A 12,665-nucleotide genomic window follows, 5' to 3' on the forward strand; every position below is an offset into this window, starting at 1 on the left:
AAGGTTCAAGCATGAATAGCAACGGAGGGATCCAGGCATCGGTCTATACCCGATGGCACCAGTTGTCGGTGCCGCTGGCGTTCGCCCTGGCGGTGGGCAGTTTCATGCTGGTGGTGTTCAACCGCGGGCCGCTCGGCCTGGCGGCTACGCTGGCGGCGCTGGGCTTGCTGGTGCCGCCGTTGGTGGCGTTCAGGGGCTTTCCCACGCGCAACGCCGTCAGGGTGACGGCCGAGGGGCTGGAGTTTTCGCGCCGCGCACCGGTCGCCTTCGCCGATCTGTCCAGTTGGGGCACGGACGATTATCTGAAGCTGGTCCGTCCCGGCCTGCCGACGCTGCTGGTCAGCGCGGCGGACCTGCCCAGCCGCGAACGCCTGCTGCGCGAGTTCGAGCAGGCCTTGGCGGCATGGCAGAAGCGCCAGCCGGCCGGCACCGCGGCGGCGCGGCGCACGCATTTCTATGGCTCCACGGGCGGACGCCTGGTGGGCCTGTGCATCACCGCGGTGGGGGCGGCGGCCGCGGTCATGGCGCTGAACCTGCGCGAGCCGTCGCTATCGCTGGCCGCCGTCGGCGGGCTGGGGGCGCTGTTCGGGTTGGCGCTGCTGTTCGGCAGGCGCGGCTGACGCGCGCGGGGGCGCCGACCGCGGCGCCGCAACAACAGGATTGGCCGAAATCGGCCCGGCCGGTTGTGAGCGCGCGGATGTAACCGCGGGCGCTAGAAATCCCGCGCCAGTGCAACGGCGCGGGCCTTGGCCTGTTCGATGGCCTGGACGGCCCGCCCGTCCCAGGTGTGTTCCACCATGACCCGGCGAACCTCCTGGACGCCGATGAATCCGAGCCAGAAATCGAGATAGTCGGCCTGGTGCGCAAAGCCGGGGTTGGCCGGGGCGGCGGCCGGATCGTGGCTCTGGCCGCGTACGTGGACCACCAGCGCGCGCGGAATCCGGAGCAACGGGCCATAGTCCTGTCCGTCGAAGCTGAACAACAGGCCGCGCTGGCTGACCAGGTCGATGAGTTGCTTGAGCTTGTAGGGCAGGCCGAAATTCCACATCGGTACGCCGACCACGATCCGGTCCGCCTGCTGGAAGCGCCGGGCCAGGTCGGTGATCCGCGTCCAGGCGGCGGCTTCGGCGTCGTCCAGCGGCAGGTTGGCGACGGCCTTGTACTTGGCGCCGATGGCGCGGGCGTCGAATTCGGGCAAGTCGGCCCGCCAAAGGTCCAGGGTGTCGACCTCCAGGGCCGGGCAGGCCTTGGCATAGGCCTGGAGAAAGGCATTGGTGATGGCGAACGAGGCCGAGCGGGGGCCGCGGGGCGAAGACACGATGTGCAAAAGACGCATGTTGCAGGTTCCTGTGGTGCGGTACGGGGGGCTTTCGACGGCGCCGCGCGAAAGTCCGGGACTATTTAATTGCAATTGCAATCGTACGGTTGGCAGATTGTATCGGCAGGCGATGTAATTGCAAATGCAAATAAACGGCCCCGGCTTGGAGGCGGCGGATTGCCGGCCGGCTGGTACAAACTGTTGCGCGCGTCCGGCTGACATGGCGGGCGGCCCAGGGCGTAACATGATTCCGCCGGCATGGTGCCGGCGCACCGACAGGATCGTGGAGGTTGTCATGTACTCGAGAACCATGCTCAAGCGTATCGTTGTAGTCGCGGCTGCAGGAGCCCTGGTGGCGGGGTGCGCCACCCAGCAACAGACCAATACCGCGGTGGGGACGGGTGCGGGGGCGGCAGTGGGGGCCGGCATCGGCGCCCTGATCGGCCATGGCACGGGCGCCGCCGTGGGGGCTGGCATCGGCGCGGTGGCCGGCGGCCTGATCGGCTACAACTGGAAGGTGGTGAAGGACGACGTGCAGCGATCGGGAGCGACTTCGCTGGGTATTGACGTGGTCGAAATGCCGGATGGCAGCCTGAAGGTCAACATCCCCAGCAATGTGTCCTTCGACACCGACAAGACCGCGCTCAAGCCGGCGCTGTTGCCGGTGCTGGACAGCGTGGCGCGCGCGCTCAACCAGCATCCCGAGCTGCGCGCCAAGGTGGTGGGGCATACCGACAGCACGGGCGCACTGGCGCACAACCAGACGCTGTCGGTGAACCGCGCGCGCAGCGTCACCGACTACCTGGCCAAGCAGGGCGTGGCGGCGACGCGCCTGTCCGTCGAAGGGCGCGGGCCAAGCGATCCGATCGGCGACAATGCCACCGCCGAGGGCCGCGCGCTCAACCGCCGCGTCGAGATCTACCTGTACGCGGTCAGGCAGTAGCGGCCGGAGCCCGTCATGGCGGCCGCGCGCATTCTGCGCGCCGGTTGGCCACTGGCCCGCCCCGCCCTGGCGGCGTGCGCCGCGGGCCTTTCCTGGAGTTCGTCATGAGTATGTTTCCCCCAGCGCGCATCGGTACCGACATTGCGCTGGCGGCCCTGCCGGGCTGGCAGGCCGTCGCCATGCGCGATGCCATCGAAAAGCGCTTTCGCTTCGCCAATTTCAACGCCGCGTTCGGCTTCATGGCGCGGGTGGCGATGTTCGCCGAGAAGCTGAACCACCATCCCGAATGGACCAATGTCTACAACCGGGTCGACGTGATGCTGACCACGCATGATGCCGGCGGGGTGACCGAACTGGACGTGCGCATGGCGCAGTTCATGGACGAAGTGGCGGCGCAACTCGGCGCCACCGCGCCGAAGGCGGCGGGCTAGCTGGACGCCGTGGGGAGCCGGTCAGCCCCGCTGATGGGCGATCAGGCGGTCGAGCATGTCGCCCAGCTGGCGCTGCTCGTCAGCGCTCAGGCAAGCGAAGATTTCCTCATTGCGGCGCGCGATCAGGTCCATGATGCGCCGGTACTGCGCCTGGCCGGCGGCGGTGGGCGACAGCACGACGCCGCGGCCGTCGGCGGCCGACTCCTTTTTTTCTATCAGCCCGCGCTCGACCAGCGCCTGCGCCGAGCGGCTGGCCTGGCCTTTGTTCAGGTTGGCCGCCAGGGCCAGATCGTTGACCGACAGGGGCGCATAGCGGCCGATGGCGGCCAGGCAGCGCGCTTCGCCCAGCGGGATGCCGCAGTCCCGCAGATAGGCGCGATTGGTGTCCCGATCCGTGATCTTGTTGATCGTGTGCAGGCGGTAGGTCAGGAAGCGTTCGAGGGCGGGCGAAGTCACGTCGGGTGGTCGGCGGTGGGGGCGGGGTAGTGTGCCACAGGGGCGGCGCTGGCCGCTTCGGCCTGTGCCAGCAGGGCGCTGGCGGTCGCGGCATCCGGCAGCCGCGCCAGCGCGGCCAGGCCCAGGATCGACAGGAACAGCGGCGCCTGGGCCGGACCGATGCGCGTCAGGGCCTGCGCCATGCGGGTATAGACCTGATCCAGTTCATCGTTGCTCATGCGTGGGGCTCCGGCACAGTGGCAAGGATCATCGGGTAATAGGGCGCCAGGGCGGCGCGCAGGACGAATTCGTCGGGCTGGTCCCAGCGGCCCAGCACGTAGCCATCGGGGCGCAGCAGGTATACGCTGCCGGGCCGCGCGCCGAAGCGGTCGCGCAGATGGCCGTGGGGATCCTCCCAGGCGTGGGGCGCCGCGCCACCGACGGGCAGCAGCCGCAGCGGTTCCGGCGCGGTCAGGGTGGCGTCGGCAAGCGCCTGCAGGCATTGGGCCTGCGCGGCGCCGGGCGCGCTGGCCAGCAGCACGAAGCCCCGGCCGAAGCAGGCGCTGAGATAGCACGGGGCCGCGTCGGCGTCGGCCAGCAGCAGGTCGGGCGCCGGCTGGCCGGGAGCGGCGCCGGCGGACTGGCCCGGCGCGCCATCGGCCAGGTTCAAGGGCGATCCGTCGTAGGCGATAGGCGCCGATTGGCGCGGATTGATCAGCGGGCGCACGCGCTCGTCCGTCAGCGCCAGCCGCAAGGCGGCTTCGCGCATCAGGCCGAAGCCGTAATCCGGCGGCGCCATGAATTCGGTGCTTTTGGCGCCGTAGGCCAGGTTCTGGCGGGTGGCGTGGACGCGCTCGTCGCTGTAGCTGTCGAGCAGCCCGGGCCGCGCTTGCCCGCGCAGCACCCAGGCAAGTTTCCATGCCAGGTTGCCGGCGTCATCCAGTCCCGAGTTCAGGCCGCGCACGCCGAAGATCGGCACCAGGTGGGCGGCGTCGCCGGCGAACAGCACCCGCCCGTGGCGGTAGCGTTCCAGCGTCAGGCACTTGGCGCTGTACAGCGAGATCCACAACGGCTTCCAGGGCGCCGTCTCGCCGATCATGTCCAGATGGCTCTGCACCCGCGGCAGCACGTTTTCGGGTTTGACGGCCTCGGCCGCGTCCTCGTCGTCGCGGATCTGGTAGTCGACCCGCCACACATTGCCGGGCTGACGATGCATCAGCAGGGTCGAGCCGGGGTTGGAAGGCGGGTCGAACCAGGCCAGCCGTTCGACCGGGCGACTGGAGGCCTGCTCGATATCGACGATGACGTAGCGGCCTTCGTACTGCATGCCTTCGAGCTTCAGGCCCAGCGCCTCGCGCACACTGCTGCGGCCGCCATCGCAGGCCACCAGCCAGTCGGCCTGGATAGCGTGGCGCTGTCCGTCGATCTCCGCCTCGACCCGCGCGCCATCCGCCTGCGGTGTCACCGCGACCGCGCGGGCGGACCATTGCAGCGCCGCCTGGCCCGGTTGGCGCAGCATGGCCTGGTGGGCGTATTCCTCGACGAAGTACTGCTGGATATTGACCATGGGGGCGAAGCGCTGGAGCGGATCGTGCGGCATGTCGAAGCGCAGCACTTCGCGGTCTCGGTAGTAACTGCGGCCGCCGGTCCAGGGCAGGCCGGTGGCGGTGAGCGCCGCGTCGGCGCCGGTCCAGGCCAGGATTTCCTGCGAGCGGCGCGAGATGCAGATGGCGCGGCTGCCGCTGCAATAGCCGTCGTCGGCCTCCAGCGTGAGCGAGGCAATGCCGTAGCGTGCCAGCAGCGCGGCCAGGGTGAGCCCGACCGGACCGCCGCCGACTATCAGGACGGGCACGCGGGAAGGCGGTGTCATGCTGTCTCCGGGATTGGTTGTTTACGCAACTATATCGCCCTGTTGGTTGTGTGCGCAACCATTTCGCGAAGACAAAAAAAACCCGCCGATGCCGGCGGGTCTTCGGGCGGCGGCGCCGCTCAGTTGCGCACGTTGTAGATGCGCATGGCTTGCTGCTTCTGATTGCCGTCCATGACGCGCAGCACCACCACTCTTGGGGTGAAGCCATCGGGAAGCTTGAGTTGGCCCAGGGCGTAATCGTAGCGGTCGACATCGAGGGCCGGGCCGTCCGGCGTGACGGTGGCGGCGCGGCCATTGGAGTAGCTGCCTTCGATCGCGAAGGTGAGGGTGCCCTTGAAGGCCGGCGCGCTGCGGTCTTCGCGCATGACCAGCACCTGGTAATCGAGCAGGCCCGGCTGGCGCTTGAAGGTGGCCGAACGGATGCCCAGGTTGCCGCCGCGGGGGTCGGGCGGCATGGCGTCCTGGAACAGCACCAGTTCCTTGTTCAGGGTTTCCAGCTTGGCGCGGGCGTCCGCCAGGTCGGCGGTGAGTTTTTCATGGCCGGCCTTGTTGGCGTCGCGCTGCTGGGTCGCCTCTTCGAGCTGGCTCTGCAGGCGCTGGTTCTCCAGCTTGGAGGCGCTCAGTTCGGTGTGCAGTTGTTCGGATTGCTCCACGGTCAGCCGTTGCGGGCCGTAGTTGGTCTGCAGGAAGAGCACGCCCCCCGCGCCCAGGGCGATGCCCACCAGCAGCAGGACGAGCCAGCGCGGCATGCGGCGCGTACGTTGGCCCGGTTGGTATACGGAGGGCTTGAATACGGCCCGTTGTGATCTGCCAAACATCCCCATTCCTAGAAAACGTCCTTTGGTATTGCCTGGCCGCGCGCCGCGCGCACTGGCCAAAGCGTCTGAGAATACCCGGTTAACCGGGCGCGTTGGGCGCGCGGACAAGCCTGGTTGCGCACCTTGATATTGTGAAATATGTGGGCATCGGCCCGGCCTCAGGCCAGGCCGGAACCCAGTTCGGCATCGAGGTCGGCGAGCCGCTGGGGGGTGCCGACATCGACCCAGCGGCCGGTGTGGCGCGCGCCGCGCACGCGGTTCTGTTGCATGGCCTGCCGCAACAGCGGCGCCAGCCGGGCGGCCGTGCCGCGGGCCACGCCCGCGAATAGCATGGGATGGTAGACGCCGATGCCGGAGAAGGTCAAACGCGGCTCGCCGTCGGCGTCGACCCGGCCGTCGCGGTGCAGGGTGAAATCGCCCGCCGGGTGCTGAGGCGGATTGTCGACCAGCAGCAGCCAGGCGCCGCCGGCGGGCAGCCGCGCCGCCTCCTGGCTGGCGGCGGCCGGATCCCAGTCGCACCAGACGTCGCCGTTGATCACCAGGAAGGGGGCCTGACCGAGCTGCGGCAGGGCCTGGGCGATGCCGCCGGCGGTTTCCAGGGCCGTGCCTTCGGCGGAATAGCGCAGCCGCAGGCCGAAGGCGGAGCCGTCGCCCAGGGCGCGTTCGATCTCGTGGCCGAGCCAGGCATGGTTGATGACCACCTCCTGGAAGCCGGCCGCGGCCAGCCGTTCGAGATGCCAGGCGATCAGCGGCTTGCCGCCCACCGGCAGCAGCGGCTTGGGCAGGCGGTCGGTCAGCGGGCGCATGCGTTCGCCGCGGCCGGCGGCGAGGATCATGGCGCGCATCAGAAGGTGTATCCGACGCTGACCTGGCGGTCGTCGAGCTTGTCCAGCAGGCGCAGCAAGGGCGTGAAGACGCCGTAGCGCTGCGCCACCTGGCGCACGTAGGCATTCACCCGTGGCATGTGGGCCAGGTAGTGGGCCTTGCCGTCGCGGTGGTTCAGGCGCGCGAACACGCCCAGGATCCGCAGATTGCGCTGCAGGCCCATCCATTCGTAGGCGCGGTGGAACTCGGCGAAGTCGGCGTCGACCGGCAGGCCGGCCGCGCGCGCCATTTCCCAGTAGCGGATGGCCCAGTCAAGCTGCTGCGGCTCTTCCCAGGTGGTGCGGGCATCGGTAACCAGCGAAGCCAGGTCGTAGGTGATGGGGCCGGCCAGGGCATCCTGGAAGTCGATCACCCCGGGGTTGGGGCCATACTGCGGCTGGTCGCAGACCATCAGGTTGGGCGAATGGTAGTCGCGGTGGACCAGCACGGTGGGCTGGCCGCCATTGCTGGCCGACAGCAGGGCGAAGATCTTCTCCAGGGCCTGCGCGGTCTTGTCGTCGATCGTGGCGCCGTGATGCTTTTGCACGTACCACTCGGGGAACAGCTTGAGCTCTTCGGCCAGCCGCGAGGTGTCATAGGTGGCCAGGCCGGTGGTGCGGGCCTGCTGCAGGCGCACCAGCGCCGCCAGGGCGTCGCGGTACATCGATTGCAGGCGGGCATCGTCCACGCCGTCCTGGATGCGCTGGTAGTAGGTCTGCTCGCCCAGGTCCGACAGCAGCAGCAGCCCCTGGCCCAGGTCCTGCTCGATGACGGCGGGCACGTTCAGGCCGGCGTCGCGCAGCAACTGGCCCACATGCAGGAAGGGACGGCAGTCCTCATGTTGCGGCGGGGCGTCCATCACAATCAGGGTGCGGCCGGCGGCGTCCAGGCGGAAATAGCGGCGGAAACTGGCATCGGCGGACGCGGGGCGCAGCGTGTCCAGCGCCAGGCCCAGGGCCGCGGGCAAGCCTTGCAGCCAGGCGCGGATCTGCTCCAGGCGGGGGTCGTGATCGTTTTTCAAGGAAGATCCGTGTCAGAAGAGCAATATTGCGGAAAAATGGGGCACGCGCACATAAGGCTGGGCGTTGGGCGCGGCTTCTCTATAATACCGGCTCGTTTCCGTTAGCATTGGCCCTTTCCAGGCGCCTTTGCCTGGTTCCCCCATCGTCAAAAAAGGGCTGTTTTCACTCGTGCGCAAGGTTCGGTGGTTGATCCTATCTGCTATCAGCGTCGCCGGGGCCGTTCAGGCCCAGGGCAGCCAGGGTTCGGCTCCCTCGTCGACGTCGATCACCGCGGCCCCCGAGCTGCGCACGTCTCCCGGCCTGCGGATGCACCGCCTGCCGGACGGCAACATCCCCGCCTATATGGAAGCGGACACCATCGAGGGTGATCCGGATTCCGACCTGACCCTGACCGGCGCGGCCCAGGTGCGCCGTATCGACGGCGTGATCAAGGGCGACCGCATCAATTACCGCAAGGACACCGGCGAGGTCGACGTGCAGGGCAATGCGCGCATGATGCGCGACGGCACCCTGGTCACCGGGCCGAACGCCAAGTTCAACGTCGACAAGTATTCCGGCGAAGTCGAGAAGCCGAGCTTCTGGCTGGGCGCCACCGGCGGCTTCGCCGTGGCCGAAAAGGCCGACATCTTCAGCAAGTCGCAGATGCGGCTGCACACCGTCACGTACAGCGGCTGCTCGTGCGAGACGCCGTCCTGGTACATCAAGGCCAAAACGGTCGACATCGACTTCGACGAAAACGAAGGGGTGGCCCGCAACGGCGTGTTGTATTTCAAGGACGTGCCGATCCTGGCCTCGCCCTACATGACCTTCCCGGTCAAGAAAGAGCGCAAGTCGGGTTTCCTGATGCCGACCTACGGCACCACCAGCAAGGGCGGGTTCGATTTCTCGATACCTTACTACCTGAACATTGCGCCGAATTACGACGCGACCCTGCAGCCTCGCTACTTTTCCAAGCGCGGCCTGCAACTGGGCGGTGAGTTCCGCTACCTGGGATCGAGCTATGCCGGCAGCATCTACGGTGCCTATCTGCCGAACGACAACGTCACTGGCCAGGACCGCTGGATGTACTGGTGGCGCCACCAGCAGTTGTTCGGCAACGGCTTCTATGCCGATTGGGACGTGGCCAAGGTCTCGGACAACGATTACTTCCGCGACATCTCCCAATTGGGCCTGAACCAGGCATCCACCACCTATCTGCCGCAGCGGGCGAGGGTGGGCTGGTCGTCGACCTACTGGAGCGCCTATGCGCAGGTGTACAAGTACCAGACGCTGCAGGATCCGGACGCGCTGCTGACGCCGCCCTACGACAAGCAGCCCGAACTGTACCTGCGCGGCGCCCGCTACGACTGGGGCGGTTTCGATGTGGACTGGACCTCGACGGCGGTGCGTTTCAGCAAGCCGCTGTTCCTGGGCAATCGCAATGGTCCCAATGGCGACCGCTTCCAGACCTATCCGACGGTGTCTTACCCCATCGTCCGTCCGGGGTGGTTCCTGATTCCCAAGGCCGGGGTCAACTACACCCAGTACCAGACCAATTGGTACAACGGCGACTGGCTCGGCCTGAATTCGGGCACGGCCAATGCCGGCACCGCGTTCGGCTACCCGCGTTCGCAGTCGCGCACGGTGCCCATCATGTCGCTGGATGCCGGGCTGATCTTCGAGCGCGACACCACACTGTTCGGCAAGTCGTCGATCCAGACCCTGGAGCCGCGCCTGTATTACCTGCGCGTTCCGTACCGCGACCAATCCAAGATCCCGGTCTACGATACTTCGCTGTCCGACTTCAGCTTCTCGCAGGCCTTCGAGGAAAACATCTATTCGGGCGGCTGGGACCGTATTTCCAATGCCAACCAACTGACTGCCGCGCTGACCACGCGTTGGCTCGACGCCTCGACCGGCTTCGAGCGCGCCTCGCTGGCGGTGGCGCAGCGCCTGTATTTCGCCGACCAGCAGGTGACGCTGCCGGGCGAGACGCCGCGCGAGAATGTGCGTTCCGATTTCCTGGTGGGCGCCAGCGCCGCGTTGACCGACACCTTCAGCACCGACGCGGCAGCCCAGTACAACCCTTACGACAATCGCTGGTCGCGCGCGTTGCTGAGCGGCCGCTGGTCGCCGCAGCGCCTGACGACCGTGGCGCTGGCCTATCGTTACCAGCGCGATCCGCAGGCTGGGGTGCAGTACCAGCCGCAGGGCCAGAACCAGATCAGCCTGGCCGTGCAGTGGCCCTTCACCAAGCGCTGGTACGGCGTGGGCCGTATCGATTATTCGCTGCGCAATGGCCCGTCGAGCACGGTCAGCGGCACCAACGACTCGCCCCGCATCACGCAGGCCATCGCCGGCCTCGAATACAAGGGCGACTGCTGCTGGGTCGGCCGGATGGTGTTCCAGCGCTATGCCGTGTCCGCCACCGATGCCAACACGGCCTTGTTCTTCCAGCTGGAACTGACCGGACTGGGTTCCCTCGGGACCGATCCGATGAACCTGCTGAACAGAAGTATCCCCGGTTACTCGCGCATTACCCCGCCTGTGCCCACCGGGACCACATTTGAAAGGTATGAATGATGCGTAGGTTGCACTCTTTGCGCCGCTTTGCCGGCAACGCGCTCTTGCTGGCCATTTGCGCCGCTTTCCCGGCCGCGCATGCGGCGGAGCCGAACGGCAAGGGTGCCAGGAGCGCACCCGCCGCGCAGAAAGGCGCGCCGGCGCCCGCCGGGGAGCAGTTCGTCGACGGCATCGCCGCCGTGGTCGACAAGGATGTGATCACCCTGCGCGAGCTGCGCGACGCCTCGACGCGCATCGCCGGCGAACTGAAGGCGCGCGGCATCCAGGTGCCCGACGACAAGACCTTGCAGCACCAGGTGCTGCAACGCCTCATCATGGAGCGCGTGCAGCGCCATGAGGCCGACCGCCTCGGCATCCGCGTCGACGATGCCCAGGTCGACCAGGCCATCACCACCATCGCCGGCCGCAACAAGATCAGCGTGGCGCAACTGCGCCAGGAGATCGAGAAATCCGGCGTTACCTGGGACAACTACCGCAAGTCGCTGAAGGATGAGATCCGCCTGGATCGCCTGCGCCAGCGCGCGGTGGATTCCACCATCGTCATTTCGGACGCCGAGGTCGACGCGTTCCTCAAGGACCAGCGCCGCAACCCGGCCTTCGCCGCCGCGGCCCAGCGCGCCCAACCGCAACCGCAGCCCGAGGCCGCGCCCGAGCAGGCCGCCGCGGCCGGCCCGATGCTCTATGCCGTTGCCCAGATCCTGGTGCGCGTGCCGGAAGGGTCGTCGCCCGAGCAGTTGGCCGCGTTGCGCCGCAAGGCCGAGGACTTGCTGGCGCGGGTCAAGCGCGGCGATGACTTCGCCAGCCTGGCCGCCGCCAATTCCGATGGCCCCGAAGCCCTGCAAGGCGGCGTCATGGGCGTGCGTCCACTGGATGGCTGGCCCGATCTGTTCGCCAAGGCCATCGCCAACCTGCAGAAAGGCCAGGTCAGCGGCCTGCTGCAGAGCGGCAACGGTTTCCACATCCTCAAGGTGATGGATCGCGGCACCGCCCAGCCGGCGCCAGGGCGCACCGCGCGCGCGCCGGTGCCCGCGCAGGCGCCCCAGCCGCAACCGCAGCCCCAGGCGCAGCAGGGACCGGTGGAAGTGATGCAGACGCATGCGCGTCACATCCTGATCAAGACCTCCACCGTCATGAGCGATGCGCAGGCCCGCCAGCGCCTGGAGCAGGTGCGCCAGCGCCTGGTGGCCGGCGATGCCAAGTTCGCCGACATGGCGCGCCAGTACTCGCAGGACGCAACCGCGCCGCAGGGCGGCGACCTGGGCTGGCTCAACCCCGGCGAAACCGTGCCGCCGTTCGAGGCCGCCATGAACGCGCTCAAGCCGGGCGAGATCAGCCAACCCATCCAGACGCCGTTTGGCTGGCACCTGATCCAGGTCGAAGCGCGCCGTCAGCATGACGCCACCGATGACCTGGCCCGCATGAAAGCTCGCCAGACCCTGTTCGAGCGCCGCGCCCAACCCGCTTTCGAGGACTGGCTGGATCAACTGCGTGCCCAAGCGTACGTGGACAACCGGCTGGAGAAGCAGGACCGTATCAACCAGAACAACCGCTGATTACAGCCCGGGTTTTTCATGTCTCAACACCAGGCGCGCAAGCGCTTTGGCCAGAACTTCCTGACCGACGAGAGCGTGGTCGAATCGATCGTGCGGGCGGTCAACCCCGCCCGTGGCGATACCGTGGTCGAGATCGGTCCGGGCCTGTCGGCGCTGACGCGGCCGTTGCTCGAGCGGCTCGATCACCTGATCGCGGTCGAGATCGACCGCGATCTGGCGGCGCGCCTGCGCAAGCAGTTCGAGGCCGGCCGCCTGACCGTGGTCGAGGCCGACGCGCTGACGGTGGATTTTTCGCAGTTCGGCGCCGGGTTGCGGGTGGTGGGCAACCTGCCCTACAACATCTCCAGCCCGCTGCTGTTCCACCTGATGGCCTGGGCCGATCATGTCCGCGACCAGCATTTCATGCTGCAGCGGGAAGTGATCGACCGCATGGTCGCGCAGCCGGGCAGCGGCGATTTCAGCCGCCTGTCGGTGATGCTGCAAGCGCGGTATCGCATGCACAAGCTGTTCGACGTGCCGCCCGAAGCGTTCGATCCGCCGCCCAAGGTGGTGTCGGCCATCGTGCGCATGGTGCCCTTGCCGGCCGAGCGCCTGCGCCCGGTCAGCGAGCGCGCCTTCGAGACCGTGGTGGCGCGCGCCTTCTCGCAGCGCCGCAAGATGCTGCGCCGGGTGCTGGCCGACTGGGCGCAGCAAGTGCCCTGGGAGGCGCTGGACATCGCGCCCACCGCGCGCGCCGAGGACATCTCGGTGGATCGCTACATCCGCCTGTCGGACGCCCTGGTCGAGGCCGGCGTGTTGCAGGGCGGCTGACCCCGCGCCTGCGCCACGAAAAAAGCCCGCGTCGAGCGG

13 protein-coding genes are annotated in these 12,665 nt (G+C 67.9%); 6 read left to right on the plus strand and 7 right to left on the minus strand.

The window, feature by feature from the left end; genetic code table 11:
• The first annotated feature begins 11 nt into the window (after positions 1–11).
• Entirely contained in the window at positions 12–620 is a 609-nt protein-coding gene (locus AC6LKG_RS18240; protein ID WP_498166529.1) for a hypothetical protein, read from the plus strand.
• Positions 621–712: 92 nt separating this feature from the next.
• On the opposite strand, the gene AC6LKG_RS18245 is transcribed toward AC6LKG_RS18240, so the two are convergent.
• Positions 713–1,336: an FMN-dependent NADH-azoreductase gene (locus tag AC6LKG_RS18245; RefSeq protein WP_498166531.1), complete on the minus strand. Its 624-nt coding sequence runs from the start codon at positions 1,334–1,336 to the stop codon at positions 713–715.
• Positions 1,337–1,613: 277 nt separating this feature from the next.
• On the opposite strand from AC6LKG_RS18245, the gene AC6LKG_RS18250 reads away from it, so the two are divergent.
• Together AC6LKG_RS18250 and AC6LKG_RS18255 are read left to right on the plus strand one after the other, a co-directional pair.
• The gene (locus AC6LKG_RS18250) at positions 1,614–2,261 is read left to right on the plus strand and encodes a YiaD family glycine zipper/OmpA-like lipoprotein (protein WP_498166533.1); all 648 of its coding nucleotides are present in this window, start codon (positions 1,614–1,616) and stop codon (positions 2,259–2,261) included.
• A 104-nt stretch (positions 2,262–2,365) separates the two neighbouring features.
• Positions 2,366–2,692 carry a 4a-hydroxytetrahydrobiopterin dehydratase gene (locus AC6LKG_RS18255; protein WP_498166536.1) on the plus strand — a complete coding sequence of 109 codons (327 nt, stop codon included), beginning with the start codon at positions 2,366–2,368 and terminating at the stop codon, positions 2,690–2,692.
• A 21-nt stretch (positions 2,693–2,713) separates the two neighbouring features.
• On the opposite strand, the gene AC6LKG_RS18260 is transcribed toward AC6LKG_RS18255, so the two are convergent.
• The 6 genes from AC6LKG_RS18260 to AC6LKG_RS18285 form a co-directional block, all read right to left on the minus strand.
• The gene (locus tag AC6LKG_RS18260) at positions 2,714–3,148 is read right to left on the minus strand and encodes a MarR family winged helix-turn-helix transcriptional regulator (RefSeq protein WP_498166538.1); all 435 of its coding nucleotides are present in this window, start codon (positions 3,146–3,148) and stop codon (positions 2,714–2,716) included.
• Complete coding sequence (locus tag AC6LKG_RS18265) at positions 3,145–3,366, minus strand: hypothetical protein (RefSeq protein ID WP_498166541.1); 222 nt, start codon at positions 3,364–3,366, stop codon at positions 3,145–3,147. Before AC6LKG_RS18265 ends, AC6LKG_RS18260 begins: the two co-directional genes overlap by 4 nt.
• Entirely contained in the window at positions 3,363–4,997 is a 1,635-nt protein-coding gene (locus tag AC6LKG_RS18270) for an FAD-dependent monooxygenase (RefSeq protein ID WP_498166543.1), read from the minus strand. The genes AC6LKG_RS18265 and AC6LKG_RS18270 overlap by 4 nt, the downstream gene beginning before the upstream one ends.
• A 119-nt stretch (positions 4,998–5,116) precedes the next feature.
• Entirely contained in the window at positions 5,117–5,815 is a 699-nt protein-coding gene (locus tag AC6LKG_RS18275) for a DUF6776 family protein (protein ID WP_498166545.1), read from the minus strand.
• Between the two features lie 158 nt (positions 5,816–5,973).
• Complete coding sequence (gene murU / locus AC6LKG_RS18280; RefSeq protein ID WP_498166548.1) at positions 5,974–6,660, minus strand: N-acetylmuramate alpha-1-phosphate uridylyltransferase MurU; 687 nt, start codon at positions 6,658–6,660, stop codon at positions 5,974–5,976.
• Positions 6,660–7,700, minus strand: coding sequence for an aminoglycoside phosphotransferase family protein (locus AC6LKG_RS18285; protein WP_498166550.1), 1,041 nt, complete (start codon positions 7,698–7,700; stop codon positions 6,660–6,662). The genes murU and AC6LKG_RS18285 overlap by 1 nt, the downstream gene beginning before the upstream one ends.
• 169 nt (positions 7,701–7,869) lie before the next feature.
• Between AC6LKG_RS18285 and AC6LKG_RS18290 the strand changes: the two genes are divergently transcribed.
• The 3 genes from AC6LKG_RS18290 to rsmA are packed head-to-tail and all read left to right on the plus strand — an operon-like array spanning position 7,870 to position 12,626.
• Positions 7,870–10,263: an LPS-assembly protein LptD gene (locus tag AC6LKG_RS18290; RefSeq protein WP_498166553.1), complete on the plus strand. Its 2,394-nt coding sequence runs from the start codon at positions 7,870–7,872 to the stop codon at positions 10,261–10,263.
• Positions 10,260–11,816: a peptidylprolyl isomerase gene (locus tag AC6LKG_RS18295; protein WP_498166556.1), complete on the plus strand. Its 1,557-nt coding sequence runs from the start codon at positions 10,260–10,262 to the stop codon at positions 11,814–11,816. The genes AC6LKG_RS18290 and AC6LKG_RS18295 overlap by 4 nt, the downstream gene beginning before the upstream one ends.
• A gap of 18 nt (positions 11,817–11,834) precedes the next feature.
• On the plus strand, positions 11,835–12,626 hold the full coding sequence (rsmA, locus tag AC6LKG_RS18300) for a 16S rRNA (adenine(1518)-N(6)/adenine(1519)-N(6))-dimethyltransferase RsmA (protein WP_498166559.1): 792 nt from the start codon (positions 11,835–11,837) through the stop codon (positions 12,624–12,626).
• Positions 12,627–12,665: the final 39 nt, after the last annotated feature.

Source organism: Achromobacter sp. 46006 (genome assembly GCF_059761975.1).